The sequence below is a fragment of the Acidobacteriota bacterium genome, assembly GCA_030697165.1.
Classification (GTDB): Bacteria; Acidobacteriota; Vicinamibacteria; order Vicinamibacterales; family UBA2999; genus 12-FULL-67-14b.
This window is the reverse complement of sequence record JAUYQQ010000016.1, coordinates 66,536-91,818: the sequence shown is the minus strand read 5'-3', so window position 1 is coordinate 91,818 and position 25,283 is coordinate 66,536. Positions and strand designations below refer to the sequence as shown.

26 protein-coding genes are annotated in these 25,283 nt (G+C 65.7%); 7 read left to right on the top strand and 19 right to left on the bottom strand.

The features are described 5' to 3' along the window. From scpB to uvrC, 8 genes are all read right to left on the bottom strand, one after another. Positions 1 to 744: an SMC-Scp complex subunit ScpB gene (gene scpB, locus Q8T13_16545; protein MDP3719372.1), complete on the bottom strand. Its 744-nt coding sequence runs from the start codon at positions 742 to 744 to the stop codon at positions 1 to 3. Then, positions 741 to 1,637: a segregation/condensation protein A gene (locus tag Q8T13_16540; GenBank protein ID MDP3719371.1), complete on the bottom strand. Its 897-nt coding sequence runs from the start codon at positions 1,635 to 1,637 to the stop codon at positions 741 to 743. Before Q8T13_16540 ends, scpB begins: the two co-directional genes overlap by 4 nt. Further along, positions 1,637 to 2,632 carry a tryptophan--tRNA ligase gene (trpS, locus tag Q8T13_16535; protein MDP3719370.1) on the bottom strand — a complete coding sequence of 332 codons (996 nt, stop codon included), beginning with the start codon at positions 2,630 to 2,632 and terminating at the stop codon, positions 1,637 to 1,639. The genes Q8T13_16540 and trpS overlap by 1 nt, the downstream gene beginning before the upstream one ends. Further along, positions 2,629 to 3,237: a site-2 protease family protein gene (locus Q8T13_16530; protein MDP3719369.1), complete on the bottom strand. Its 609-nt coding sequence runs from the start codon at positions 3,235 to 3,237 to the stop codon at positions 2,629 to 2,631. Before Q8T13_16530 ends, trpS begins: the two co-directional genes overlap by 4 nt. Before the next feature lie 56 nt (positions 3,238 to 3,293). Further along, on the bottom strand, positions 3,294 to 4,781 hold the full coding sequence (locus Q8T13_16525; GenBank protein MDP3719368.1) for a pyridoxal-dependent decarboxylase: 1,488 nt from the start codon (positions 4,779 to 4,781) through the stop codon (positions 3,294 to 3,296). Positions 4,782 to 4,788: 7 nt separating this feature from the next. Next, on the bottom strand, positions 4,789 to 5,208 hold the full coding sequence (locus tag Q8T13_16520; GenBank protein MDP3719367.1) for a type II toxin-antitoxin system VapC family toxin: 420 nt from the start codon (positions 5,206 to 5,208) through the stop codon (positions 4,789 to 4,791). Continuing rightward, positions 5,189 to 5,431, bottom strand: coding sequence for a hypothetical protein (locus Q8T13_16515; protein MDP3719366.1), 243 nt, complete (start codon positions 5,429 to 5,431; stop codon positions 5,189 to 5,191). Before Q8T13_16515 ends, Q8T13_16520 begins: the two co-directional genes overlap by 20 nt. Positions 5,432 to 5,513: 82 nt before the next feature. After that, complete coding sequence (gene uvrC, locus Q8T13_16510; GenBank protein MDP3719365.1) at positions 5,514 to 7,424, bottom strand: excinuclease ABC subunit UvrC; 1,911 nt, start codon at positions 7,422 to 7,424, stop codon at positions 5,514 to 5,516. Positions 7,425 to 7,450: 26 nt separating this feature from the next. On the opposite strand from uvrC, the gene Q8T13_16505 reads away from it, so the two are divergent. Continuing rightward, complete coding sequence (locus Q8T13_16505; protein ID MDP3719364.1) at positions 7,451 to 8,206, top strand: CDP-alcohol phosphatidyltransferase family protein; 756 nt, start codon at positions 7,451 to 7,453, stop codon at positions 8,204 to 8,206. Positions 8,207 to 8,330: 124 nt separating this feature from the next. On the opposite strand, the gene Q8T13_16500 is transcribed toward Q8T13_16505, so the two are convergent. From Q8T13_16500 to efp, 5 genes are all read right to left on the bottom strand, one after another. Then, on the bottom strand, positions 8,331 to 8,867 hold the full coding sequence (locus Q8T13_16500; GenBank protein MDP3719363.1) for a GNAT family N-acetyltransferase: 537 nt from the start codon (positions 8,865 to 8,867) through the stop codon (positions 8,331 to 8,333). A 91-nt stretch (positions 8,868 to 8,958) separates the two neighbouring features. After that, a complete protein-coding gene (locus Q8T13_16495) occupies positions 8,959 to 9,837 on the bottom strand; it encodes a Ku protein (GenBank protein ID MDP3719362.1) in 879 nt (292 codons plus the stop codon). A gap of 95 nt (positions 9,838 to 9,932) precedes the next feature. Then, a complete protein-coding gene (locus Q8T13_16490) occupies positions 9,933 to 10,502 on the bottom strand; it encodes a hypothetical protein (GenBank protein MDP3719361.1) in 570 nt (189 codons plus the stop codon). Further along, entirely contained in the window at positions 10,499 to 11,122 is a 624-nt protein-coding gene (locus tag Q8T13_16485) for a thymidine kinase (GenBank protein MDP3719360.1), read from the bottom strand. The genes Q8T13_16490 and Q8T13_16485 overlap by 4 nt, the downstream gene beginning before the upstream one ends. 166 nt (positions 11,123 to 11,288) lie before the next feature. Next, a complete protein-coding gene (gene efp / locus Q8T13_16480) occupies positions 11,289 to 11,855 on the bottom strand; it encodes an elongation factor P (protein MDP3719359.1) in 567 nt (188 codons plus the stop codon). Between the two features lie 95 nt (positions 11,856 to 11,950). On the opposite strand from efp, the gene Q8T13_16475 reads away from it, so the two are divergent. The 3 genes from Q8T13_16475 to Q8T13_16465 are packed head-to-tail and all read left to right on the top strand — an operon-like array spanning position 11,951 to position 14,673. Beyond that, positions 11,951 to 12,349 carry an Hsp20/alpha crystallin family protein gene (locus Q8T13_16475; GenBank protein ID MDP3719358.1) on the top strand — a complete coding sequence of 133 codons (399 nt, stop codon included), beginning with the start codon at positions 11,951 to 11,953 and terminating at the stop codon, positions 12,347 to 12,349. Then, a complete protein-coding gene (locus tag Q8T13_16470; GenBank protein ID MDP3719357.1) occupies positions 12,346 to 13,533 on the top strand; it encodes a trypsin-like peptidase domain-containing protein in 1,188 nt (395 codons plus the stop codon). The genes Q8T13_16475 and Q8T13_16470 overlap by 4 nt, the downstream gene beginning before the upstream one ends. A gap of 3 nt (positions 13,534 to 13,536) precedes the next feature. Further along, the gene (locus Q8T13_16465) at positions 13,537 to 14,673 is read left to right on the top strand and encodes a mechanosensitive ion channel family protein (GenBank protein ID MDP3719356.1); all 1,137 of its coding nucleotides are present in this window, start codon (positions 13,537 to 13,539) and stop codon (positions 14,671 to 14,673) included. On the opposite strand, the gene Q8T13_16460 is transcribed toward Q8T13_16465, so the two are convergent. The 5 genes from Q8T13_16460 to Q8T13_16440 all read right to left on the bottom strand — a co-directional run bounded on the left by Q8T13_16460 (position 14,674) and on the right by Q8T13_16440 (position 21,219). Further along, positions 14,674 to 15,285: a DNA-3-methyladenine glycosylase gene (locus tag Q8T13_16460; GenBank protein MDP3719355.1), complete on the bottom strand. Its 612-nt coding sequence runs from the start codon at positions 15,283 to 15,285 to the stop codon at positions 14,674 to 14,676. Further along, the gene (locus Q8T13_16455; protein MDP3719354.1) at positions 15,282 to 16,115 is read right to left on the bottom strand and encodes a hypothetical protein; all 834 of its coding nucleotides are present in this window, start codon (positions 16,113 to 16,115) and stop codon (positions 15,282 to 15,284) included. The genes Q8T13_16460 and Q8T13_16455 overlap by 4 nt, the downstream gene beginning before the upstream one ends. Continuing rightward, positions 16,112 to 19,027: an excinuclease ABC subunit UvrA gene (gene uvrA / locus Q8T13_16450; GenBank protein MDP3719353.1), complete on the bottom strand. Its 2,916-nt coding sequence runs from the start codon at positions 19,025 to 19,027 to the stop codon at positions 16,112 to 16,114. The genes Q8T13_16455 and uvrA overlap by 4 nt, the downstream gene beginning before the upstream one ends. Before the next feature lie 84 nt (positions 19,028 to 19,111). Beyond that, positions 19,112 to 20,713 (bottom strand): tetratricopeptide repeat protein, encoded by a 1,602-nt coding sequence (locus tag Q8T13_16445; GenBank protein ID MDP3719352.1) that lies wholly within the window; start codon positions 20,711 to 20,713, stop codon positions 19,112 to 19,114. A 32-nt stretch (positions 20,714 to 20,745) separates the two neighbouring features. Then, positions 20,746 to 21,219: a DUF664 domain-containing protein gene (locus tag Q8T13_16440; GenBank protein ID MDP3719351.1), complete on the bottom strand. Its 474-nt coding sequence runs from the start codon at positions 21,217 to 21,219 to the stop codon at positions 20,746 to 20,748. 118 nt (positions 21,220 to 21,337) lie between these two features. Here Q8T13_16440 and Q8T13_16435 point away from each other — a divergent pair, with 118 nt between their 5' ends. Continuing rightward, on the top strand, positions 21,338 to 22,579 hold the full coding sequence (locus Q8T13_16435; protein ID MDP3719350.1) for a porin: 1,242 nt from the start codon (positions 21,338 to 21,340) through the stop codon (positions 22,577 to 22,579). A 68-nt stretch (positions 22,580 to 22,647) separates the two neighbouring features. On the opposite strand, the gene Q8T13_16430 is transcribed toward Q8T13_16435, so the two are convergent. Continuing rightward, complete coding sequence (locus Q8T13_16430) at positions 22,648 to 23,148, bottom strand: DUF3253 domain-containing protein (protein ID MDP3719349.1); 501 nt, start codon at positions 23,146 to 23,148, stop codon at positions 22,648 to 22,650. A 327-nt stretch (positions 23,149 to 23,475) separates the two neighbouring features. Between Q8T13_16430 and Q8T13_16425 the strand changes: the two genes are divergently transcribed. Then, entirely contained in the window at positions 23,476 to 24,666 is a 1,191-nt protein-coding gene (locus Q8T13_16425) for a site-specific integrase (GenBank protein ID MDP3719348.1), read from the top strand. Then, entirely contained in the window at positions 24,663 to 25,247 is a 585-nt protein-coding gene (locus Q8T13_16420) for a hypothetical protein (protein MDP3719347.1), read from the top strand. Before Q8T13_16425 ends, Q8T13_16420 begins: the two co-directional genes overlap by 4 nt. The last annotated feature ends 36 nt before the right edge of the window (positions 25,248 to 25,283 follow it).

Below are 25,283 nucleotides of genomic sequence, written 5' to 3'. Positions count from 1 at the left end.
TTACTCGGGCTGATCGTCAGGAACGTCCCCTTCTTCGAGCGGCAACATCTCTTCCGGGATCGGGCGTTCCATCAACACCGCCGGGGCATCGAAGCCCAGCTGCTGCGCCATGTCCTCGATCTTCGGCAGATCGTTGAGGTCGTTCAGGCCGAAGCGAATCAGGAACTCCTTGGTGGTGCCATAGAGAAACGGCCGGCCGATCACATTCTTGCGGCCGACGATCTTGATCAGGTGGCGTTCGAGCAGCGTTGACAACACGCCCGAGGTATTGACGCTGCGAATCTCGCCAATCTCCGCCGCCGTCACCGGCTGCTTGTAGGCGATCACCGACAGCGTCTCGAGCGAGGCCGCCGACAGCTTGTTCGACGAGCGCTCGTGGAACAGGCGGCGGACCCATTCGTGGTACTCGGGTCGCGTGGTGATCTGGAAGCCGCCGGCCACTTCGGCCATGTGCAGGCCGCCGCGCTCGACGTAGTCGGCCTGCACCGCCTTGAGCGCCGCCTGCACGTCTTCTTTCGGCTCGTCGTTCAGCAGCCGGTTCAGCATGCGCGGCGTCAGCGGGTCTGGCGACGCGAAGACCAGCGCCTCGATCACCGCCTTGAGCTGCGACAGCTCCATGCGCGGCTTGGGGTCCTCGGCCGGCGCCTCGTCCACGGCCGTGGCCTCGAGCGGCGTCTCCTCGGCCGGCGCGTCGGCCGCCGCGGCCTCGTCGGCCGGAAGGTCGTTCGGGTTCTCGTCGCTCATTCCTTGTTGTCCTTCGGCGTCGGTGGCGGGTGGTGCAATTTGTACTCGTCTTCGGGGTCGTGACTCGGGTGTGGCGCGTCGGCCGGGCGCGCCCGCTTGTAGATGCGAATGGCGCCGACGCCGCCGGCCTGGAACACCCGGATCAGTTTCAACCGGATCATCTCGAGCATGGCGAGAAACGTCACGATCATGTCACCGCGGGTCGCGACATCGTCGAACAGGTCTTCGAAGCCGCAGGCCTCGGTCTCGGACAGCCGCTCCAACAACTGATCGATGCGCTTCTCGATCGGAACCTCTTCGCCCGGCAGCACCACCGGCGGCCGTTCGCGGGCGCGCTCGAGCACCTGCTTGAAAGCCGAGAGCAGCGTGAACAGGTCGACCTCGAACTCGGGCTCGTAGTCGTCGCCGGCAATCTCTTCGAGGCGCGAATCGGGCCGGCCCCACTGCGCGCTGCGCAGCGTTTCCTTGTCGTGCAGCAGCTCGGCCGCGGCCTTGAACTTCTGGTGCTCGAGCAGGCGCCGCACCAGCAGGTCGCGCGGATCCTCTTCCTCGCCCGGATCGCCGGCGGCGGTCTCGGGGCGTGGCAGCAGCATCTTGCTCTTGATGTGGATCAGCGTGGCCGCCATCACCAGGAAGTCGCTCGCGACATCCAGATTGAGTTCCTGCAGCAGGTTGAGGTACTCGAGGTACTGCTTCGTGATGACCGAGATCTGGATGTCATACACGTTCATCTGATTCTTCTTAATCAGATGCACCAGCAGGTCGAGCGGGCCCTCGAACGACTGCAGCTTGATTTGGATCGAGTCGAGCTGCGACTCGAAGACCTCTTCGGCCGCCGGGGCCGCCTCCGGATCGACCGGAGGAACGGGCGGAATCTCGGGATCGTCGGCCATTAGTACTTCAACTTCACGGCGTCACGCACGCGGTCCATGGTTGCCTGCGCCACCACCCGGGCCTTCTTCGAGCCGTCGATCAGCACGTCGCGAAGGTAGCCCGGCCTCGCCAGCGCCTGCGCGCGGCGCTCACGGATCGGATCGAGCATGGTGTTGATGGCCGCGGCCAGCTTGGTCTTGACCTCGACGTCGCCGACCTTGCCGGCGCGGTAGCGGTCCTTCAGGTCGTTGACCTCGTCCACGTTCGGGTTGAACGCGTCGTGGTACATGAACACCGGGTTGCCCTCGACGGTGCCGGGGATGTCGGCGCGCACGCGTTTCGGGTCGGTGTACATCTGCCGCACCTTGGCCTGCACGGTCTTGGCATCGTCCGACAGATCGATGGTGTTGTTGTAGCTCTTGCTCATCTTCCGGTTGTCGAGACCGGGCAGCCGCGGCGTCGGCGTCAGCAGCGCCTGCGGCTCGACCAGCGCAGACGAGGGGTAGAAGTTATTGAAGCGGCGCACCACCTCGCGCGTCAGCTCGATGTGGGGCACCTGGTCTTCGCCGACCGGCACCCAGTGCGCGTCGTAGACCACGATGTCGGCGGCCTGCAGCAGCGGATAGCCGAGAAAGCCAATGCTCGACAGGTCGCGCTCGCTCAACTGCTCCATCTGCTCCTTGTAGGTCGGCACCCGCTCGAGCCACGAGATCGGCGTGACCATCTGGAACAGGAGGTAGAGTTCGGCGTGCTCGGGCACGAGCGACTGGACGAAGAACGTGCTCTTCTCGGGGTCGAGGCCCGACCCGATCCAGTCGGCGGCGTTATCGAGGCCGTTGGCGACAATGTCGGACGTGTCGGCGTAGTTGGTCGTCAGCGCGTGCCAGTCGACGATGCAGTGGTACGAGTCGTACTTGGCCTGCAGCTCGACCCAGTTCTGGAGCGCGCCCACGAGGTGGCCGAGATGGAGTTTTCCGGTCGGGCGCATCCCCGACAACACACGTTGCTTCGTCACCGTACACCCAGGAGCGTGAGCAAGAAGTAGGCGACCGGCCCGAGCAGCGTGCCCAGGGCGCCGGTCAACATCAAAGCATACAGAATGATGAAGCCGTACGGCCGCATCTGTTCGATGATGCGGGCGCCCGCGTGGGGCAACACCCCCATCAGGACATTGCCGCCGTCGAGGGGCGGCACCGGCACCAGGTTGAACAGGGCCAGCAGGACGTTGATGATCACGAACCACTCCAGGAGCATCAACAGTGGCGTCATCACGGCGCGGCCGGCGATGTCGCCTGGGGCCGCACCCGGGATGATCGCCAGCAGCACGGCTCCGCCAATCGCCATCAGGATATTGCTGGCCGGCCCGGCGGCGGCGATCAGCGCGAAGTCGCGCTTGGGATGCTTCAGGAAACGGGTATCAACCGGCACCGGCTTGGCCCAGCCGATCAACGGCAGGCCCGTAAAGATGGCAATGGCCGGAAATAGCAGCGTCCCGATCGGGTCCACGTGGACCGCCGGGTTCAGCGACAGCCGGCCGAGCTGCTCAGCGGTGCGGTCCCCCAGTCGAAACGCGGCCCAGGCGTGCGCCGCCTCGTGTACCGACAGCGAGGCGATCAGCACGGCGAGTTGGATGAGGACTTGGGTGAAATCGATGCCGGCCAGAACTCAAAAGGTTATCACACGGAGGCGCCCGTCCGGGCGGCCAGGCGCCTGATCGTGTCCAGTAGATGGGCCGCATCCTCGAACCGGGTCCGGAAGTTGACAATGCAGGCGCGCAGGGCAAACGCGTCGCCGATCTGGGCGTTCGACAGGTACGAATCACCGTCGCGCTGGACCTCGACCATCAGCGCGCGATTGACGGTGTTGATGGCGGCCGTGTGGTCGCCGGCGCCCCGCATCGACGAGGGCACGTAGCGAAAGCACACGATGCTCAGCGGGACCGGCGCGAGGCGTTCGAAGTCGTCGCTCGCGTCGATCAGCTCGGCGAGGTGCTGGGCCACCGCGATGTTGTTGTCAATGGCCGCGCGAATGGCGTGGGCGCCGTGAATCTTCAGGATGAACCAGATCTTGAGGGCGCGAAACCGGCGCGTCAGTTCCGGACCGTGATCCCAGAACGCGAACTCCGACATGTCGCCGTCGGCGATCACGTCGATGTAGGCGGCGCCTTGTGCGAAGGCCTGCTGCAGGCGCTGGCCATCCTTCACCAACAGGCAGCCGACGTCCACCGGCGCGAACAGCCACTTGTGCGGATCGAGCGACAGCGAGTCGGCGCGGCCGAGCGCCGCCAACGCCCTGCCAGCGCGAGGCGCGCCGGCCGCCAGGCCGCCGTACGACCCGTCGACATGCAGCCACACCCCAGTGCGCACACAAACGTCGGCAATCGCATCCAGCGGATCGATCGCGCCGGTGTTCACATCGCCGGCATTGGCGACGACGCAGACGAGGTGGCAGCCGGCGGCGCGGTCGGCGCGGATTCGTGACTCGAGTGCCGCCGCGTCCATGCGGAACTCGGCATCCACCGCGATCGGCACAATCGCGTCGCGTCCCAGCCCCAGCATGGCGGCGGCCTTCGGCGTCGACATGTGCGTCATCGCCGAGGTGTAGATGCGCGGCGGTCCAGGCAGCGCCGCCACGCCCTGCTGGTTGATGTCGATGGTGGTGCTGGCGCGCAGCGCCACGGCAAGACCAGCAAAGTTCGCGAACGATCCGCCACTCAGCAATAAGCCAGTACCCTCAGGATCGAAGCCCACCATGGCCTTGAGCCAGTCAATGACCAGGTGCTCCACAGTCGTGGCCGACGGCGCCGACCGCCACGACGTGACGTTCTGGTTGAGGGCCGAGGCCAGGAAGTCGGCCGCGACACCGGCAAAGCTCCCTGACGACTGGACGTAGCCGAACATCCTTGGGTGGCCGTTCTTGCGGCCAAGGACGGCGAGCGCGTCGAATTGATCCATCACGTCGCCGATCGGCTGCCCCGCTTCGGGCAGCGGCTCGTCGGTCGCGGCCAGCAGCTCGCGGGCGGTCACGGCCGGATAGATGGGCGTGTCGGCGGTGGTCTCGAAGTAGTCGAGCGCCCAGGCCAGCGCGGCGCGGCCCAGTGCTTCGCGCTCGGCGGCACTCAGCTCGAGCCCGGGATGGTCTGGTGGTTGATCGGCAGTCGCCACCGGACCATTATCGCGCGGCGCTGAGCGTCACGTGGTCCAGTCCCGCGACGCGATCGAAATCCCGATCGAACGTCAGCAGCGTCCCGCCACAATCAATCACGACGGCGGCGATCCAGATGTCGTTGACCGGGATCGGTGTGCCCGCGCGGCGAAGCCCGGCGAAGACCCGGCCGTACTGCCGGGCGACGGCGGCCGTCACCGGCAGCAGGTCGACGAATGGCTCCTCGAGGAAGTCCTCGAGCGCGCGGCGGTTTTCGCGCGCGCGACTGCCCCACTCGAACGCCGCCTCCAACTCCCCAAGCACCGTCACCGGAATCAGCACGCGCTCAGCGCGGGCCAGCGCGTCCAACACTTGCGCGTGTCCGCCGCGAAAGTGTGAGTAGGCCGAAGTATCGAGGACGAGGCGATCAACGCCAGAGGTCGGCATCGATGACTCGTTGAGGTCCCAGGGCGGCGTCGAAGGCCGCCACGTCTTCGGCGGTCCACGTCGCATAACGCTCGAGGCGCGCGCGCCGGGCGTCGACCCCGACCGTCTCCGTGAGGATGTGGACGACGGTCGAGTTCAGGCTTTCATCGCGTTCCCGACTCATCCGCTCGAGCCGCCGTGCGACGTCGTCCGGGACGTTTCTGATGGTGAGTTGGCGAGGCATGCAGGCATGATATCACGGTCACGCCTGCATGCCTGCGAAAGAGTCCGGTTTCCCGGTAACGAGCGGGTGCCCGTGAGCGCGGTTAAGGGTTCGCCGCGAAGTAGGCGATCACCGCCTCGGCCGTCTTGGCGTCGACGACACTCGCCAGTTCTTCACGGGTGGCCCGGCGCACACCGGCCAGGCTGCCGAATGTGGTCAGCAGCGTCTTGCGCCGCCGCACGCCGATGCCGGGAATGCCATCCAATTCGGACCGCAGATCCCGCTTCGTGCGCGACTGGCGATGGAACGTGATGGCGAACCGGTGCGCCTCGTCGCGGATGCGCTGCAGCAGGTGCAAGGCCGCGCCATGGGTATCGAGGGCCAGCGGCTCCAGGCTGTCGCGCGTGAAGACCAGTTCCTCTTTCTTCGCCAGGCCAATGGCCACCAGGTTCGAGAGCCCCACCGTCTCGAGCGCGGCATAAGCAGCATTCACCTGGCCCTTGCCGCCGTCGATCACGATCAGGTCCGGGAACGGCCCGCCGTTCTCCAGCACGCGCGCGTAACGCCGCCGCACGACCTGCTCCATCGCGGCGAAATCGTCCAGAAATCTGTCGGGAGTCGGGAGTCGGGAACCGGGAGTCGTAACCGCATCTGTCCCGACCGACTCAGGTCCCTTCCCGACCGACTCCCGCCGACTCCCGACTCCCGACTCGCGACTCCCGATCTTGAACTTTCGGTACTCCCCCGGCTTCATGCGCCCCTCTTCACACACCACCATCGACGCGACGGTGTCGCTGCCCTGGATCGTGGAGATGTCGAAGCAGTCGATGCGCCGCGGCAGCTTGGGCAGGCGCAGCGCCGCCTGCAGCACCTCCAGCGCCTCGTAGTTGGCCGTGGCGTTGCCGTCAAAGCGGGTGCGATAGGCCAGCGCCGCGTTGCGCATGGCCAGCTCCAGCAGCCCCTTCTTGTCGCCGCGCTGGGGCATCACGATCCGCACCTTGCGGCCGGCCTGCTGGGCCAGCCAGTCCTCGAGCACGTCCTGCTCGGCGACCGGCACCGGCGTGTGAATCTCGGGCGGCGGCGCCTGGTCGCCGTAAAACTGCTGGATCGCCGCCTCGATCACGGCGCTCTCGGTCTCGCCGCCTTCCTGTGCGTCGGTCACGAACTCGACGCGTTCGATCACGCGACCGCCACGCACCAGGAACACCTGGACCACGGCGCCTTTCGCGCCGAGCTTCACGCCGAACACGTCGCGGTCGCCCAGCTTCGCCGACGCCATCTTCTGCTGCCGCTCCTGCAGCGTCTGGACGGTGCGCATGGCATCCCGAAGGTGGGCCGCCTCTTCAAACCGCTCGCCGGCCGCCGCCTCGGCCATGCGCGCGCGCAACTGCTCGGCCAACTCCTCATTGCGGCCCTCCAGAAACAGGCGCGTGTCGGCGACCGCCACGGTGTACTGCTCTGGCGAACAAATCGCCGCCACGCACGGCGCAAGGCAGCGCTTGATGTCGTACTCGAGGCAGGGCCGGTGCCGCTGGCCGGTAATGACCTCGTTGCACGAGCGGATGCCGAAGATCTTGTGCGTCAACGACATGGTCCGGCGGGCGAACTTGGCCGGCAGGAACGGCCCGGCATAAACGTTGCCGTCGCGCTCGACCGAGCGCGCCACCAGCACCCGCGGGAACGCCTCGGTGGTGGTCAGTTGCAGGTAGGGGTAGTTCTTGTCGTCGCGCAGCAGGATGTTGAACTTGGGCGACCGCTGCTTGATCAGGTTGTTCTCGAGCGCCAGGGCCTCGACCACCGAGTCGGTGACGATCACCTCCAGGCTGGCGACCTCGTCCAGCAGGGCGTTGGTCTTGGGATTGCTGCCGTAGGCGCCGAGGTACGAGCGGGTCCGGTCGCGCAGGGCCCGCGCCTTGCCGACATAGATGGTTTCGCCCTGGGCGTTGTAGTACAGGTAGACGCCCGGCTGCTCCGGGAGGCGGCTAATCTGTTCCTTGAGATCGTGGATAGGCATCGGGTACGCTTAACCCACCTTCCATTATGACCTTCACAGGCGCGATCGGCGCCGTTGGCATGTTTCCCCTGCGGGCCATCATCGCGGCCTCCGTGGCCCTCGGCATCCACCCCAACGTCCTGACCCTGATCGGCGTGCTGATCAACGTGGTGGCGGCCTGGGCGCTGGCGGTCGACCAGTTCGTGCTGGCCGGGGTGATCATGATTGTCGCCAACATCTTCGACTTCATCGATGGCAAGGTCGCCCACATTACCGGCAAGCAGTCGGAATTTGGCGCGTTCTGGGACTCGACGCTCGATCGCTTTTCAGACCTGGCGCTGTTCACCGGCCTGATCTGGCTGTATGCCGAGCACGGCCGCAACGGCTACGTGCTCATCGCTACCCTGGCGCTGATCTTCTCGATCATGACCAGCTACGCCCGGGCTCGCGCCGAATCGCTAATCCAGAAATGCAAGGTCGGCTTCATGGAGCGGCCCGAGCGCATTGTCCTGTTCATGATCGGCGCCTTCACCGACCGGATGGCGGGCGTGCTGTGGGTGATCCTGGTGCTGTCGATCATCACGGTCAGCAACCGGATTCACTACACCTACCTGGCGCTCAACAAGAAGCCCATGCCGGCCGGCGTGTTCGCGCGCTTCTTCTTCTGGCGCGACGATCGCGCGACGCTCCCCTACGACATCTGGGTGATCGCCATCCTCGCCTTCGTGTGGCTGGTGCCGCCCGACTGGATCAGCGACCCCACGGCCAGCGGCATGGGACTGCTGGGGTACTTCATCAAATAGTTGAAAGTTGAGAAGTTGAAAGTTGGTAGTTTTAGTTGAAAGTTGCAGTGTCAGTGTTCAAGTGCTGGAACCAGCACTGCAGCGAAACTGAAACTTCCAACTTCAACTACCAACTACCAGCTCGTCAACTTTCAACTATCAGGTCTCGATAAAACACCGTCGTGCTGCAGAACCCGCCTTGCGGCCACAACGCATAACGCGGGATCGCGCCAACCCGCTCCCATCCCAACTTTACATAGAGCCGTTCGGCATCGCTGCCGGTGACGGTGTCGAGCACCAGCAGCGACTTGCCGCACTCGCGCGCGGTCGCTTCGGCGGCGCGGACCAGTGCTGCTCCCAGCCCCTGCTTGCGGGCGCGCCGCGACACCAGCATCTTCGCCAGGTCGCCGCGATGCGGCTGGTTCTCGGGCAGGTCGAAGATCAACTGCACGGTGCCGCAGATCCCCGCGGCGTCTTCGGCCACGATCAGGGCACGGTGGCCGGCCGAGACACCGCGAGCCACGCCGCGCCAGAACGCCACCGCCCGCTCGCGCGACAACGGCAGCATGAAGCTGACCGACGCGCCGCCCTCGACACAGTCGATCAGTACCTCCGCCAGCGCTTCGATTTGCGCGTCGTCCACGCCGAGCAGCCGCCGAATGGTGAACCCCGGGGATGCCATACGGAAAAAGGCCGCCCTTAGGCGGCCTTCCTCTTCGACTTCTTCGTGGGCTTGTGACTGCCCCACACTGCCTTACGGGCCATCGATCCTCCTAGGATGCCTTGCGTTTCCGGGCGGCACTCTTGGCCGCCGACTTGATGTTGGTAACCTTCTTCACCTCGGCCGGATCGGCCTTGGCGGTCTTCTTCTTGCCGCTGCTCACCTGGTCGAGGCTCTTGCGCAGGGCCTCCATCAGGTCCACCACCTTCGGCGGCGCGCTCTCTTCGGGTGCCACGAACTCCTCGCCCGCGATCTTGGCGTCGATGATGGCGCGCAGGCCTTCCTGGTACTCGTCCTTGTAGTCCGACAGGTTGAGGTCGCCTTCGATGCTCTCGATCACCTGGCGCGCCAGCTTCATCTCGGCGGGGTTGACCTTGCCGCGCACCTCGCGCAGTTCGTCGATCTGATCGATGGTCCGGATCTCGGCGGCGTGATGCAGCGTGTACATCACCATGCCCTGCTTGTGCGGCTTCACCGCCACCAGGTACTCGCGGCCGTGAATGGCGACCTTGCCGATGCCGGCCTTGCCCTGCATGCCTTCGCGCATCACCGAGTAGGCGTCGGCGGCCATCGGTCCCTCGGGCGCGAGGTAGTACGCCTTGTCGACATACATCGGGTCGATCGCGTCCGCATCGGTGAACTGCATCAGGTTGATGATCTTGCTCGACTCGGTCTTCACCTTGGCGATGTCTTCCTCGTCCATCACCACCCAGCGGCCCTTCTCGAACTCGTAGCCCTTCACCAGCTCAGCCTGCGTAATCTCGCGTTCGCACTTCGGGCACCACTTCTTCTGCTGAATCTTGGTCTGGCATTCGGCATGAAGCTGGTTGAACGAAATGGTCGCGCTCGACTCGGTGGCTGGATAGACCCGGACCGGAATGGTCACGAGGCTGACCTTGATGTAACCCTTCCAGGTAGGACGTGCGGCCATGGTTATCTCCTCTTATCGGCCTGATGCTGCGTCCATGTAGCCTCCGCCTTCAGGCGGAGATTTCCACGTCGCCCAAGCGCGGCTCTTGCACGCAACTACGCGGATTCGCGCGTGTCGCGGGTGCCCAGGTGAAGCCCCGGCCCCTCGTCGAACTCGATTGTATGACGGCCAATCTCTTCGCGCAGCAGGCGCCGCACTTCGCCCAGATGAGGTCCGGGAACCGCCAACCGCCGAGCCAGGGTCTTCTGCCGGGACGCCAGCACCAGCGTGTCCTGCCCTCGCCAGGTCAGCCCGCCAATTTCGCGGTACGACATGTAACCGCTGTCGGTCCACACGCCGTCGCGATACAGCCCGCGCCGGATCCGCACCGACAACGGCAGCAGGTAGCCGTAGTAGGTGAACATCATCGTCAAGCCGAACAGCGACGCGAAGCCGCGCGGCATGCGATACGCCGTGACTAGCAGGATCACGCCGAGCATGACCCCAATGGCGAGGTTGATTGCAAAGAACGGCGGCTTGGGTGCGGGCCACACCAGCACCGCCTCGCGGCGCAGGCGCCACCACGACTGCAGTTGCCAGCCAACCCGAGCATTAACGATGACGAACAGCACGCCGAGGGCGACGAGGACCTGCCGCAACGTGCCGGCAAGCTCCTCGGCGCTCATCGCGCCTCGGCCTTCGTGGCGGGCTCCCCGGCCCGGGCCTTCGCCTCGTCCGCCCGCGAGAGCGTAGGGTCGAAGCACTGGCGGCACCGCGCCTCGTAGATGTTCTGCGCGCCGAGCAGCACGCGGTCTTCGCTGTGGATCAGGCGCTGCGTGTGGTTGGCGGGATTGCCGCACACCATGCAAATGGCGCGGGTCTTGGTGATGAACTCGGCAATGGCCAGCAGCTGCGGCATGGGCTCGAACGGCTTTCCCAGGTAATCCTGATCGAGCCCGGCAATCACCACGCGGATGCCGCGCGACGCGAGCTCCGTGGCCACCGCCGGCAGGCCCGCGTCGAAGAATTGCCCTTCATCGATCCCGACGACTTCGGTGTCGGGCTTGATCTGCGACAGCAAATCCGCCGAGTTGCGCGCGTTCTCGGACGCAATGCGCAGCTCGCTGTGCGAGACGATGTGGTCGTCGGAGTACCGGGTGTCGACCGCGGGCTTGAAAATCTGCACCCGCTGCCTGGCAATTTCGGCGCGGCGCAGCCGGCGGATCAGCTCTTCGCTCTTGCCGCTGAACATGCTGCCGACGACGACTTCGATCCAACCTGTGGAAGGGGTCCGGACTACGTCCATGAGGTGATTATATGGGCCGCGCGCTGCTTTCTGCGCGCGCGGTGGGGCTCGGCCCTTCGGGCCTTCGTCGGGCTCGGCCGTCGGTCCTCGTGGGGCCCCACGAAGCGAAGCGAGCCCTACGACGGGCCGAAGCCCCGAGCCGCAGGAGGGCGCGAAGCGACCGACCCTACGCCCTCGTCTGGTACTCGCCGGTTTCGGTGTTGATCCGAATCACGTCGCCCTCGCCGATGAACGGCGGGACCTGGATGACAACGCCGGTCTCGAGCGTGGCGGGCTTGGTCTGGTTGGTAGCGGTCGCGCCCTTGATCGCGGGCATGGTCTGAATGACCTTCAGGTCCACGGTCTGCGGCAACTCGATGCCGATGGGGTTCTCGCCGTAGAACTCCACCTCGATGCTCATCTCGGGCTTCAGGAAGCCCACCGAATCGCCCAGCAGTTCGGCCGTCAGCTGGACCTGATCGTAGGTGACCGTGTCCATGAAATGGTACCCCTGGTTGTCGTTATAGAGGTACTGCATGGCCTTCTGCTCGAGCGACACGCGCTCGACGATGTCTTCCGAGCGCAGCTTCTCTTCGGCCATCGAGCCGGTCTGGATGTTGCGCATCTTGACGCGCACGAAGCCGCGGAGGTTGCCGGGGGTGACATGCTGCCGATCGAAAATCCGGTAGAGCTTGTTGTCGATCTTGACGATCATGCCCTTGCGGAGCTGGGTCGCGAGAAGGTTGTCTGCCATAAAGCCTTTGTATTCAGTTAGTAGAACCTTGCGAGCTTAACATAGGGACCACCGCTCCGGCCAGTCCGACTGACCGTGCTACGATGCCAGACATCGTGGCGTTTGCACGCTGGGACCCGTTCCGCGATCTGCTCACCATCCAGCATCGGCTCGAGCGCCTGTCGACCGGGGCTCAGGGCTGGACCCCCGCCATGGACCTGTGCGAAACCGCCGAGGCCTTCGTGTTGACGGCCGAATTGCCAGGCGTGACCCGTGAACAGGTGCGCATCGATATCCGCGACGGCAAGTTGACGCTGCAGGGCCGGCGCGACGCGCGCGTGTCGTGCGAGCAATACCACCAGGTGGAACGGGGGCACGGCGAGTTCTGCCGCAGCGTGGTCCTCCCCCAGGCCGTCGATACCGCCAACATCGCCGCTGAGATGCGCGACGGCGTCCTCACCATTACCGTGCCGAAGGCGCCCGACTCCGGGCCGCGGCGCGTGCAGGTTTCATGATCAAACGGTTCTCGCTACTGGCGTTGGTGTTGTCGGCCGGAGTCGTGGCCGGGATCGTGCTGTCGGGCACGACCGATGACCGCGATGCCGTGCTCGCCCTGCCGGGCACGACCACGGTCGCCGAACAGCCGGCCCCTGCCCCTGCGCTGCCTGCCGCCAGCGGGCTGGGCGGCGCTCCCGACTTCACCCGCGTCGCCGCGCAGACGGTCAAGGCCGTCACCAATATCTCGGCGATCCAGATCGGCCGCCGCCGCCAGGCCTCGCCGTTTTCGAACGACCCGTTCTTCCAGTACTTCTTCGGCGACCAGGGCGAGATGTTCGGGCAACCGCGGGCTCAATCGAGCCTGGGCTCCGGCGTGGTCATCTCCGCCGACGGCTACGTCGTGACTAACCACCACGTGATCGGCGAAGGCGACACGGAAGTCACGGTCACCGTGGGCGAACACCGCGACGTGCGGGCCAAGGTGGTCGGCGTGGATTCGTGGACCGACCTGGCCCTGCTCAAGATCGACGTCACCGCCCTGCCGGTAATCCCCTACGGCGATTCGTCGAAGCTGAAGGTCGCCGAATGGGTGATGGCGGTAGGCAGCCCGTTCTCACTCAGCCAGACCGTGACGCTCGGCATCGTGAGCGCGCTCGGCCGCGCCAACGTCGGCATCACCCAGTATGAGGACTTCATCCAGACCGACGCCGCCATCAACCCGGGCAACTCGGGCGGCGCGCTGATCAACAGCCGGGCCGAGCTGGTCGGCATCAACACCGCGATCTTTTCGCAAAGCGGCGGTTACCAGGGCATTGGCTTCGCCGTGCCGAGCAACCTCGTGCGACGGGTCGCCGGCGACCTGATGAAGTTTGGCCGCGTCCGCCGCGGCTCGATCGGCTATGTCGAGGTCATGCCGCTCACCTCGCGGCTGGCCGACGAGTTGCGCGCGCCGAGAACCGACGGCATCGTGGTGAACCAGATGGCCCGCGCCTCGGCGGCCTACAAGGCCGGCCTCCTCCCCGGCGACATCATCGTGTCGTTCAATGGCCAGGTGATTGGCGACCCCTCGCAGTTCGTGCGGCTGATCGCCGACAGCGCGATTGGATCGACGGTGCGGATTGAGGTGCTTCGCGAAGGTGAGCGCACGACGCTGCGTATCCCGATCGAGGCGCAGCAGGAACGCCCGGCCAGGCGCCGATAGGCAATGCAGTCCGCCACCGACACGGTCACCAACCTGCCGACTAATTCGCTCGAGGTCACGCTGGCCGTGGCGATGACGGCGCTGGCCGCGCTGGCGATGGCGCTGTTTGTGGGGGCGCTCGTGCGCCGCGGACTGCGCCGGGTCGAAGGCGAGCGCATTCACACCGCCAGCATTACCGATGCGACCGTGCGCGCGATGCGCCGCGTCACGTTTGTGCTGGCATTCCTGCTGCTGTTGTTCCCGGCCCTCGACCTCGCCGGTGTCGAGCAAAGCGCCGGCTGGCATGCCGCGGACGTGACCAGCTGGGCGACCCAAAACGGCGTGCGTATCCTCTTGCTCGTGCTGCTGGCCTTTGCGGCCAACCGCTTCGCGGCGTCGGTGATTCGGCGCGCCGAACACGAGATGGTCGTCGACAACGACCCGCGGGCACTGGAGCGGCGCAAGCGGGCCCAGACCCTGGGCGCCACCTTTCAACGATTCCTGTCGATCCTGATTTGGCTGGTCGCCTCACTGATGGTGCTGCGCGAGCTGGATGTCGACATCACGCCCGTACTGACCGGCGCCGGGATCATCGGACTGGCCATTGGCTTCGGCGCGCAATCGCTGGTCAGGGACATCATCTCCGGCGTCTTCCTGATCGCCGAGAACCAGATCCGGATCGGCGACGTGGCGTTGATCAACGGGACGGGCGGGATGGTGGAAGAGATCAATCTCCGGACGGTGGTCCTGCGCGACTTCGAAGGGGTCGTCCACACCATTACCAACGGCGAGATTCGTACCCTCGCGAACCGCACGAAGGACTTCTCCTGCTATGTCATCGACATCGGCGTCGATTACAACGACGACACCGACCGCATCGTCGAGGTGGTCCGCGAGACCGGCGCGGCGTTGATGGCTGATCCGGCGTACGGGCCCAGCATGCTGGAACCGGTCGAGGTGGTGGGCCTCGACTCCTTCAACGCGTCGGATGTCACCCTGCGCTTCCGGATCAAGACCGTACCGCTCAAGCAGTGGGAGGTCGGCCGCGAGATGCGTCGCCGGATCAAGAAGGCGTTCGACGCCGCGGGGATTCGCATTCCGTTCCCGCAGATGGACGTCACCGTCAAGCAACCGCCGGCGCCACCCTCCGAATCGCGTTGATCATCCGCGGACGGGCCGGCCCGACACCGAGCGGTGGCCGGCCACGCTGGCGCGCCACGGGCGGTCGGTGCCGACGCGAATGCCGATGCGGCTGTCCCACACCACCAACGGGGCCGGCAACCCTTCGTCGCGTATCGTCAGCGGCTGGCGCGTGAGCGGCCGCAGGTTGTCGGCCAGCGTGATGCCCATCGCCCGCGTGAGGTTGCCCGGGCCCCGGCAGAGTTCGTGGTCAGGCACTGGCGTCTTGCCCTTGCGCCACGGCGCCTGGGCGCGGCGGCGGCGCATCAGCGGCAATCCTTCGAGCGGTTCCAGCGCGCGAATCAGCACCGCGGCGGGATGCCCGTCGGCCCCGGTCACCGCGTTCACCATGTCGTGCAGACCGTAGTTGAGATACACGTAGGCGCGGCCCGGCGGGCCGTACAGCGGCGCGTTGCGAGCAGTGCGACCGGCGGCGGCATGACAGGCCGGATCGTCCTCGCCAATGTAGGCTTCGGCTTCAACGATGACGCCCGAGGTCAGACCGGCCTCGGACGTGTAGACCAGGACCTTGCCCAGCAGGTCGCCCGCGACGTCGAGTGTCGGACGGTCGTAGAAGCTGACCGGCAGGATCACGGGACCGGCGCGCCCAGCTCTTCCAGGTAGCCGCGCGCCTGCGGCCGCAGGCGCTTGTTCGCGGCGGCTTCCCGAATCGCGCCGATGGAGCCGTCGTTGAGGAGGCGTTCGCGAGCGAACCACACCGCCAGCGCAGTGGGGTCATTGCCTTCCGCAAATCGGTCACCGATCAGGAGCTTCACTAACGCCACGCTCGACGGGTCGCCAATGCGGGCCAGCGCTTCGAGCGCGCCGCCGGCCAGCGCGCGCTTCCCGCTCTCGCGATAGAAGTGATACCGCTCGGTCAGCGCCGCCACGGCGCTGGTCTCGCGGAGCGATCCCAGGGCGTCCATCGCGGCGAGTTGCTCCCACTCGTCGGACCGGTTCAGCAGCACGTACAAGCCGTCGACCAGCCCGGGCGGCACTCGCGGGCGGACCCCGCCCGACTCGAACGACGCCGCGAGCACGCGACCGGCCACGCGGGCACCGGCAATGCGCGTGCGACGATCGTCGGCGACAACCATCTGCCGCAAGGCCTGCGCGACGACGGCCAGCTCCTCGGGCGCGGCACCGCGCGCCGAGCGGCCGGCGAGAATGCCGAAGGCATAGGCCGCCGCCACCCGGTCGCGGCCGGTCGCCACTTCGAGCATGCCCACCGGCGTGGCGAACGAGCCGGGCGTCAACGGCGCCGTCGGCGCGACCCCGGCGTCGAAGGCCGCCTCCAGATCCTTGCCGGGCACCTCAATGCCGTACAGTTCCATCACCTCGAGGAGGACCCGCTGGGCCTCTGCCGGCTGGGCCAGGGCGGCGAACACGGCGAACATCATCAACGTGCGAGAAATCAGCGTCATCTGGCCACCGTGAGAAGCACCTTGTTCGAGGACAACACTTGCTTGAGATAGCGGCCGGTGTGCGATTCCTTCACGTGCGCCACTTGTTCAGGGGTCGCCATCGCCATCACGCGGCCGCCGCTCTCGCCGCCTTCCGGGCCGAGGTCGATAATCCAGTCGGCGACCTTGATCACGTCGAGGTTGTGCTCGATCACGACCAGAGTGTGGCCGGCCTCCAGCAGCTTGCGGAAGGCCGCCAGCAGCTTGGCGATGTCGTCGAAGTGGAGCCCGGTCGTCGGCTCGTCGAGGATGTAGAGGAGCCGTTCGCCGGTGTGCGATGACAAGTGCGCGGCAATCTTGATGCGCTGCGCCTCGCCACCCGACAGGGTGGTCGCCGGCTGCCCCAGGCGCAGGTATCCGAGCCCGATCTCGTCCAACACCTGCATGCGCCGCAGCACCTTCGGCGTGTTGGCAAAAAACGTCAGCGCTTCGCGCACCGTCAAGTCGAGCACCTGGATGATGCTCTTGCCGCGGTACTTGACCTCGAGCACCTGCGTCTTGAACCGCCGGCCGTCACACTGCTCACAGGGCACGAACACGTCGGCCAGGAACTGCATTTCGACGCGCACCTCGCCCTCGCCCTGGCACGCCTCGCACCGGCCGCCCGGCACGTTAAACGAGAAGTGGCTCGGCGTGAGGCCGCGCGACTTGGCGTCCTTGGTCGACGCGAACAACTCGCGGATCGGGTCGAAGGCCTTCAGGTAGGTCACCGGGTTCGATCGCGGCGTGCGGCCAATCGGCGTCTGGTCCACCAGCACGACGTCGCTGACGTACTCGTGCCCCTCGAGCCGGGTGTGGGCGCCGACCTTGCGGTCCCAGTCGCCCTTGGCGCGCTTGAGGGCGGCATAGAGCACGTCGTGCACGAGCGTCGACTTGCCGGAGCCGCTGACACCGGTGACACAGGTCAACGTGTTGGTCGGGATCTCGATGTCGACGCCCTTGAGATTGTGCTCGGTCGCGCCGAGCAACTTGAGGCGCTGCGGCCCGCCCTTGCGCCGTGTCTGTGGCACCGGGATGCTGAGCTCGCCGCGCAAGTACTTCGCCGTGAGCGATCGCGGCTCGTTCACCAGCTGCTCGAGCGTCCCCGTGAACACGACCCGGCCGCCATGCTCGCCCGCGCCCAGTCCCATGTCCACGATGTAGTCGGCGACGCCGATCATGTCGGCGTCGTGCTCGACAACGATCACGGTGTTGCCCTGGTCGCGCAACTGCCGCAGGATGTCGATCAGCCGCTGGTTGTCGCGCGTGTGCAACCCGATCGACGGCTCGTCCAGCACATACAGGGTGCCGACCAGCGCCGACCCCAGCGAGGTCGCCAGGTTGATGCGCTGCGCCTCGCCCCCAGACAAGGTCGACGACAGGCGATCGAGCGTGAGGTAGTCGAGGCCGACGTCGCGCAGGAAGCCGAGGCGCTTCTGGATCTCCTTCAGCACCTTGTCGGCAATCGCGGCTTCTTTCACCGTCAACTGCAGTTGCTTGAAAAACTGCTCCGCTTCGCGCACGGTGCGCGCCGACGCCCGATCAATGGTCACGCCGCCGACCTGCACGTCGCGGGCCTCGCGGCGCAGGCGCGTGCCGCTGCAGTCGGGGCAGGTCAGGTAGCCGCGGTAGCGGCTGAGGAAGACCCGCACGTGAACTTTGTACTTCTTCTTCTCGAGCCACCGGAAGAAGCCGCGGATGCCCTCGTAGCCGGACGCCTTCGCCTTCCCCACCGGCGTTTCGCCATCGACCACAAACTTCACTTCGTCGGGCGTCAGGTCGCTCCACGGCACGTCGAGCCGCATGCCATTGCCCTTGGCCGCCCGCTTCAGTTCGGCCAGCTGCGACCGGTAGTGCGGCTTGGTCCACGGCTCGATCGCGCCCTGGTTGATCGACTTGGCCGAATCGGGCACCACCAACTCCAGGTCGAGTTCGATGATGTTGCCGAAACCGTGGCAGGTCGGACACGCGCCAAACGGGTTGTTGAACGAAAACAGGCGCGGCTGCGGATCTTCGTATGGGATACCGCAGGTGCGGCATTCGAACCGCTCCGAGAACAGGTGCCACGACGGCTCACCGGCGTCGCCCAGCTGCAGCGCCCACGCCGCGCCGCCGCCCTCGGCATAGGCCGTCTCGATCGAGTCGGTGATGCGGGTCTGCGCGTCGGCGGCCGTCTTGATGCGGTCAACCACGACTCGCAGGACCGTGGCCCCCTTCAGCGCTGCCGCCGGCACGTCTTCGAACGCGACCGCCTGGCCGTCGATCAGCAATCGGCCAAAGCCCTTGCGCCGCAACCCATCGAGCAGACTGGCCGACGCGTCCTGCGGTACCGCGACCGCCGGACCACGGTCTTCGGCGTCCTCGCCTTCCTCCGCCGCCGGCGCCTCGTCCGCGCCGCTCATCTGCATCACTGGCAGGTCGAATCCCAGTAGCAGCCGGCTGCCCTCGGGCAACGCCACCAGCTTGTGCGTCACCACCTCGGCTGTCTCGCGAATCACCTCCTGCCCGCACGTGCGGCACATGGTGCGGCCGACACGGGCGTAGAGCAGGCGCATGTAGTCGTGAATTTCGGTGACCGTGCCGACGGTCGAGCGCGGATTGCGGACGCTGTTCTTCTGGCGAATCGCAATCGACGGGCAGATGCCCTCGATGCGATCGACGTCCGGCTTCTCCATCCGCTCCAGGAACTGGCGGGCGTAGGCCGAGAGCGACTCCACATAGCGGCGCTGCCCTTCGGCGTAGATCGTGTCGAAGGCGAGCGATGACTTGCCGGATCCGCTGACCCCGGTGAACACGATCAGCTTGCCCGTGGGCAGCGTCAGATCGACGTTCTTCAGGTTGTGCGTACGCGCACCGCGAATGATGAGAGGGGCGCTTTCGGAGGCGGGCGGCATGGTCAATTGTGGGTGAAGGTCACAGACGCGAATTTGTTCGCGCCTGTAACCTTCAATACTACCCCCTGCCGCCAGGGGGGGCAACTACCGCAGATCGGTAGTGGGATTGGCGACCGGCTTGCCCTTCCAGAAGCTGTTGAGCGTCGCATAGCGCTCAGCTGCCAGCTGCTTGTTGCCGGCACCGGCATGCGCACGGGCCGCCCCCATCAGCGAACGGGCCCGATTGGGCATGCGCAGCAGGCTGGCCTCGAAGGCGGTGGCCGCCTCGGCGTGCTTGCCGGCCTGGAGCAGCACTTCCCCGAGGAGCTCGTGCGACGGCTTGACCGGGTCGGCCGCGCCGTTGGGCGGACGCATGCTCTCTTCGATCTGCACCGCCTCCTGCAACAGCTTCACGGCCGCGTCGGTCTGTCCCTTGGCCTGCGCGATCAACGCGGCCAGTTCCTTGTGCATGATCCGCACGCCCTTGCCGGCATCGGCTCCGCCAGGTCCCGGTGCGGCGGGCTTGGGTGCCGCGCCGTGATCGGCGTGGGGATTGCTCTCGGCCGGAGCTCCCGGCGCCGCCTTCACCTTGGCCGCGAGCATCGCTTCCATCCGCTCAGCCGTGGCCAGGTCGCCGGTCTTCACGGCGCTGAGGCCATTGGCGAGAATCGTCTCGTTCGACGCGCTCTCCGCGACCGGCTGCACCTTCCACTCTTCGGTTTCGATGATGTAGCGCGCGCGCACGAGCGCCAGCGCCGACATGGCGCGCGGGTTCTTGGTGGTGTCGGCCATCCACTCGAAAGCCTGGATGCGCTCGCGCGCGCCGGCGTAATCGCCCAACTGCAGGAAGCCGTACTGGCCCCAGTCACCGGAATGCGACATGTCGCCCGGCACGTCGCCCGGCTGCCACAGTTCCTTGGCCACGTTGAACGCGCGCATGTTCTGGTTGGCCACCTCGTTCCACATCCCATGCTGGATGAAGATGTGCGTGGGCATGTGCACGGCGTGCGACACCGCCGGGACGATCTTCGCGTAGACGTGCGCGGCCTCGAGGGCCAGCGGCGCGTGCACCGGATCGTCGAAGGCGTGAATGATGTAGTGGACCGCACCCGGATGGGTGGGGTTCTTCTTGTACACGTCCAACGCCAGCGCGCCGGCCTTCACGTTCATGCGCCCGGTGCGATCGTCCACGGCGCTCGACGCGCTCAGGATCGACAACGCATAAAACGTCTTCACCTCATCGTCTGCCGGGAACTGCCGATAGAGCCGTTCCATCGCATCCATGTAGCTAAGTTTGCGGCGGGCCGAGTCGCCGTCGCCCCAGAGTTCTTCGACGGCGTTGAGGAATCCCTTCTCGCGAGCAGTCGGCGCCTTGGCGGCGCGCGCCGCGCGATCGGACCCGAGGCGCGCCAGCACCGCGCGCGGCTCCTTGGGATCCATCTGCGAGTTGAGCGGATGGTTGTAGCAGAGCGTCTCGCCCCAGTACGCCAGCGCGAAATCGGGCTGCGCCTTCTGGGCGAGCTGGAACTCGGCAATCGCCTGTTTCCAGCCGAAGCTGTGAAGAATGGCCACGCCGCGCAAGAAGTGCGCCTGGGCGGCCGGTGAAGCGGATGTCGGGAACGTCAAGTTGCCGACGTTCTCGAGTTGGGCGGAAGCGGGGGCGACGAACGCCAACGCGATCACCGCACAAGCTAGCAGACGACGCATGCGAACCTCCGCTGCGGATTCTACTCTGCTTGCTACAGGTCTGCGAGCGTGATCGCGCCGTCGCCGGTCAGGACCCGCCGCAGGTAGTCGATCTGCCCCAGGTGATAGCTGAGGTGGCCTTCGAGGTGGATCAGCATCTGGCGATTCGGCAGGGTCCGGCCCGCGTAAACCTGCGGAAAATCGGCGTCAAGCTCGTCGGCGGTCATCCCGGCAATCACCGGCGGGATCTCGTCGCGCACCGCGGTCAGCCGCGTGACGAGCTCGGTCTTCTCGATTCCCGAGTCGCTGAACTCGCGCGGCCGGTCGCGCTGGTAGTCGAGCTTACCCATCAAGCGGCCAATGAACTCGCGCAGGTTCCCCTCCAGATGCAGGGCGAGGTTGCCGGCCGAATTGGTGATGCCGGCGCGTGTCTGCCAGAGCGTGGCGGTGTCGGGAAAGGCGTTGAGTTGCTGGATCAGGCGCGTGAGGTCGCGCGCGTAGAGGTCGGACAGTTCCTGCGACAACATCAGCGGATTCTACAGGTTCAGAGGTTCACATGTTTCATGATCGGCGTCGAGCGCGCCGCGGCTCCCCTCGTGTGCTGTTTGGAACATTCCGTCACTGACATCACACCTATGATCGACGATGAGCTTGCTCGACGCTCTCCTTCAGGGGCTGCGTGTCAGAGGGCCGCAGCCAGGCGCTGACCGAACAGACAAGCAGGAGTACTCCATGTGGCGCGTGGCCGTGTCCGCCTTGATGGTTGCAACGTTGTGTTCGACCGCTGCCCTGGCGCAGCAGCCTGAGATCGAGCAACTGCGTTCGGAGTTGGCGACGCTGAAGAAAGAAATGGCGCGCATTGAGGGACTCCTGCGCCAGATAGAGTCGCGCTCCACGCCTGAAGGCGCGAATACCCCGTCGCCAAGTGCATCCCCCGCCACACCTTCGGTGGCTGCGCAGGCCGCGCCGGCCCTGAATACGCCTCCCGCGCTGCCTGCGCAGCCGGCCGACTACATCAAGATGGCGCCGAGATTTGACGTCCTGATGCAAGTGCGCGCCGATGCATACGGCGACGCGGCGACGATCGACACCTTTCGCCTCCGGAAGGCGGAGATCGGCATCAAGGGGCACATCAGCAGGGGCGTAGACTACTCAATCGAACTCGATCCCGTGAGGCCGAGCGATCCGCTTCGGCGAACCTATATAAGGCTGATGCCGCACAACCGCGTGCACATCAAGCTGGGGCTCGAGAAAGCGCCGCTCGGACTCGAGGAGCTGACGTCTTCCGCACAGATTCCATTTGTCGACCGGTCGGAAGTCAGCGACCGGTTTTCCGCGGCGGAAGAATTGGGAATCCACGTGGAGAGCCGCTGGAGCCGATGGCTGTGGCAGCTGTCACTCACCAACGGGGGGCGTCGTCTCCTGATAGACGATAACGAGAACAAGGCTGTGACGGGCAGGCTCGTCTGGGCGCCGCAGTCGTGGCTGTCGCTCGGGCTCGCCTCGATGCAGGGGCAGGCTGGCAAAGAGCACCGCGATCGGGGTCGCTACAACGTGGAAGCAAAACTCGGCTCCCACCTGTCGGGCCTGCAGGCCGAGTTCTATCGGGCGAGCGATGGGGACGTTAGAAGTTCGGCGTTCTACACGGCGGCCTTCTGGGCGTTCGCAACCGAGCGCGCGTGGCTGACGCACGTGCAGCCCGTGTTCCGATACGAGCACATCGACCGGAGTGACCGGAGCCGTGCGGACGAACTTCGGCTGTTCACATCGGGCGTGAGCGTGTTATTTCATGAACATCAGTCGAAGTTGCAGTTCAACTACCTATGGGACGTCCACACGAACGGTCGGAAGAACGAACTACGGGCGCAGTATCAGGTTGAGTTCTGAACGCCGCTCGACTCGACCGTGCCGGATGGGCGTCTTGGCACGCAGCACCCACGTCACGCAGTTGTGCTTCAAGCGTGGCCGCCTGCAGGTCGATAACGAAGCACACCTTCGGTGGGATTGGTTTTCGCTATTCGGCCGCGGCGAAGAATCTCGAGCTCGCCGCGGGCTGTCAGCCAGACGGCACGATCGCGGACGACGGGGAGAAGCGTTCGCCATGTCGCTCCCCCGACAATCCGCGCCACATCACTTGGACAGATCGTGCGCCCCGGTTGGCGGCTCCGCAGCAACGCTCGAACAGCGGCGTCGATGCGACGGTTGGTCGCGGCGGGCCGGCGCGTCAGCCACCAGGGGTGTCCACGTTCACCCAGGGCGACCTTTGCATCATTGACTCTGTCGCGACCTCTTCGGATCTCACGCTGATTCTTGCCATCACGCACCGCCCGGCGCGCGGCCATTAGCTCGTTGACCAATTCCTGGCGGAGGTTGTTGGGGATGTTGGGATCGGCGGTGCGCCACCTTCGACCGCCGATGATGGTGAACGCCTGCTCGGGTGGGTCGATCTCTTTCATGGAACTGGCGTCAGAACGTCACGATTATCGCGCGCCCTGACTCCGCCGGGTTAAATTTCGGCTCGGTTCCGGCTGTTAGACGGGTGTTACGTGCCGGGGCACGAGGTTCACCCCGGCTGGTACTCGCTTGATTTGCCTAGGGCATTTGGAGCCGGCGATCCGGTTTGAACGGACGACCTGCTGATTACGAAACGTTTCAGAGCTTCCCTATCTGATGCGCACTCGACGCCAATCGCTGCAAATTGGGCCTATTCGTGTTACATTCGGACTCGCTAGCTACCACTCACGCGCACCCATCTGGTAGCTATGTGGTAGCTAGGGAGCCCCATGACCAAATCTACAGGCCGCCTCACCCAGCGCGACATCGACGCCCTTACCCCGCAACCCGGCGCGCAGTACGTCGCGTGGGACAAGAGCGTACCCGGCTTCGGCGTGCGCATCTCCCCCGCCGGCGCGAAAGCCTTTGTGCTGAAGTTCCGGCTGAAGTCTGGCCGGGTCCGCTGGAAGACGATCGGCCGCGTCGATGACCTGAGCCTGGCCGAGGCCCGCGACCGGGCGGTCGACGATCGCGGACTCGTGGCCCGCGGGCAGGACCCTTGCGCCGATACCGATAGAGCGCGGGGCGCCGTAACAGTCGCCGAGGCCGCCGATCGATTCCTGAAGGAGTACGCGATCGAGCGCTCAAAGAGTACGCAGCGCAACTACAAGGCCGCCGTAGACGCCCACATCCGCCCCTGGCTGGGCTCGATTCCCATCGTCGACCTCACCCTGGCCGACGTCGAGAAGTTGCACCACCGGCTGCGCGCAACCCCCACACAAGCCAACCGGGTGATCGCCGCCTTGTCGAAGTGCTGCGCATGGCACCGCATCGAGCCCAACCCGTGCAAGGGCGTCCGGTTCTACACGGAGGAGAAGCGCACCCGCTATCTGTCGGTCGACGAGTACGCCCAACTCGGCAAGGCGCTGCGCGACGGGCGGAAGGCCGGCGCCTACGCGAGCGCGGCCTTGACGGCGATCGAACTGCTGCTGCTGACCGGCTGCCGGCCCGCAGAAGTGGCGAGCCTGCAATGGTCGTTCGTCGACCTGAAACGCGGTGTGATCCAGTTGCCAGCGTCAAAGACCGGCGCTAAGCCGGTGTTCCTGTCGATCGACGCCGTGCAACTACTGAAGCGCTGGCCCAGGTTTGCCGAGTCGCTGTACGTGTTCCCCGGCACCGGCCGCCGGCAGCGCGGCGAGCACATGCACCCGAGCACGCTGACGCATACCTTCCAATCGATCCGGGAGGCCGCTGGGCTTCCTGATGACCTACGGCTCTACGATGCCTGCAGGCATTCCTACGCCAGCGTGGCGCTGACCGACCACGGCATGAGCCTGGCGCAGATCGGCGAGCAGTTGGGACACAAGCAGAGCCAGACCACGGCACGATACGCGCACTTGCACGATTCGGCCGCACGCGAGAATGCCAACGCAATCGGCGGCACGATCGCCGCGGCACTCAAAAGGCGGGTGCGACGATGAAGGCCGCCGTCTCAAAGTCACGCGAGCAACAAAAACGCGACCAACAAATGGCACAACACCTCGAAGAGGTTCTCGACGCGATCCAGTCGAAGGCTGTCAAGGTGCTCGGACGGGTGTTGAATACCGAGGTGAACCCGCGAAGGCTGATCGCGGTAATGACTCAGATTCACGACCTGGCCGACCCAGTGGCGAAAGCAAGGGCCGGCAACGCCGTGATGACGTTGACCTCATCAAGACTTCTCAAGTCGAAGCTACAAACCGCGACCTACTCTCACGCGGACATAGTGGACATCATCCTAACCGCACTACGTTTGGGTGCCGAGGAGAACGACCAGGTGCTGTACGTGCTGGACCAATATGCGGCCCAGGCGAAGAGAGCCAAGACGGCGCGAGACACACGAATCGACAATGGCTATCGGGCGAAGCAAGCCCTTGTCAGCCGCTATGACCGTCTTCGTAGGTCACATCCAGAGCGCTCCCGGCGCTGGTATGCCTCGCAACTGCTGGAACCATCGATGCGACTGGACCCGAAGTGCATTGACGCGATGAGCAAGAAGCTGTCGAGGCTTCCAAGAAAGTAGGACACGACCCGTAAGAGCGTCCCGCCTGCTCGCTGA

What these genes read in the sequence shown, in the direction of transcription:
- scpB (MDP3719372.1), bottom strand. Translation starts at nt 744, where the DNA reads ATGAGCGACGAGAACCCGAACGACCTTCCGGCCGACGAGGCCGCGGCG.
- Q8T13_16540 (MDP3719371.1), bottom strand. Translation starts at nt 1,637, where the DNA reads ATGGCCGACGATCCCGAGATTCCGCCCGTTCCTCCGGTCGATCCGGAG.
- Q8T13_16520 (MDP3719367.1), bottom strand. Translation starts at nt 5,208, where the DNA reads ATGCCGACCTCTGGCGTTGATCGCCTCGTCCTCGATACTTCGGCCTAC.
- Q8T13_16515 (MDP3719366.1), bottom strand. Translation starts at nt 5,431, where the DNA reads ATGCCTCGCCAACTCACCATCAGAAACGTCCCGGACGACGTCGCACGG.
- uvrC (MDP3719365.1), bottom strand. Translation starts at nt 7,424, where the DNA reads ATGCCTATCCACGATCTCAAGGAACAGATTAGCCGCCTCCCGGAGCAG.
- Q8T13_16505 (MDP3719364.1), top strand. Translation starts at nt 7,451, where the DNA reads ATGACCTTCACAGGCGCGATCGGCGCCGTTGGCATGTTTCCCCTGCGG.
- Q8T13_16500 (MDP3719363.1), bottom strand. Translation starts at nt 8,867, where the DNA reads ATGGCATCCCCGGGGTTCACCATTCGGCGGCTGCTCGGCGTGGACGAC.
- Q8T13_16495 (MDP3719362.1), bottom strand. Translation starts at nt 9,837, where the DNA reads ATGGCCGCACGTCCTACCTGGAAGGGTTACATCAAGGTCAGCCTCGTG.
- Q8T13_16490 (MDP3719361.1), bottom strand. Translation starts at nt 10,502, where the DNA reads ATGAGCGCCGAGGAGCTTGCCGGCACGTTGCGGCAGGTCCTCGTCGCC.
- Q8T13_16485 (MDP3719360.1), bottom strand. Translation starts at nt 11,122, where the DNA reads ATGGACGTAGTCCGGACCCCTTCCACAGGTTGGATCGAAGTCGTCGTC.
- efp (MDP3719359.1), bottom strand. Translation starts at nt 11,855, where the DNA reads ATGGCAGACAACCTTCTCGCGACCCAGCTCCGCAAGGGCATGATCGTC.
- Q8T13_16470 (MDP3719357.1), top strand. Translation starts at nt 12,346, where the DNA reads ATGATCAAACGGTTCTCGCTACTGGCGTTGGTGTTGTCGGCCGGAGTC.
- Q8T13_16465 (MDP3719356.1), top strand. Translation starts at nt 13,537, where the DNA reads ATGCAGTCCGCCACCGACACGGTCACCAACCTGCCGACTAATTCGCTC.
- Q8T13_16455 (MDP3719354.1), bottom strand. Translation starts at nt 16,115, where the DNA reads ATGACGCTGATTTCTCGCACGTTGATGATGTTCGCCGTGTTCGCCGCC.
- uvrA (MDP3719353.1), bottom strand. Translation starts at nt 19,027, where the DNA reads ATGCCGCCCGCCTCCGAAAGCGCCCCTCTCATCATTCGCGGTGCGCGT.
- Q8T13_16445 (MDP3719352.1), bottom strand. Translation starts at nt 20,713, where the DNA reads ATGCGTCGTCTGCTAGCTTGTGCGGTGATCGCGTTGGCGTTCGTCGCC.
- Q8T13_16440 (MDP3719351.1), bottom strand. Translation starts at nt 21,219, where the DNA reads ATGTTGTCGCAGGAACTGTCCGACCTCTACGCGCGCGACCTCACGCGC.
- Q8T13_16435 (MDP3719350.1), top strand. Translation starts at nt 21,338, where the DNA reads ATGAGCTTGCTCGACGCTCTCCTTCAGGGGCTGCGTGTCAGAGGGCCG.
- Q8T13_16430 (MDP3719349.1), bottom strand. Translation starts at nt 23,148, where the DNA reads ATGAAAGAGATCGACCCACCCGAGCAGGCGTTCACCATCATCGGCGGT.
- Q8T13_16425 (MDP3719348.1), top strand. Translation starts at nt 23,476, where the DNA reads ATGACCAAATCTACAGGCCGCCTCACCCAGCGCGACATCGACGCCCTT.
- Q8T13_16420 (MDP3719347.1), top strand. Translation starts at nt 24,663, where the DNA reads ATGAAGGCCGCCGTCTCAAAGTCACGCGAGCAACAAAAACGCGACCAA.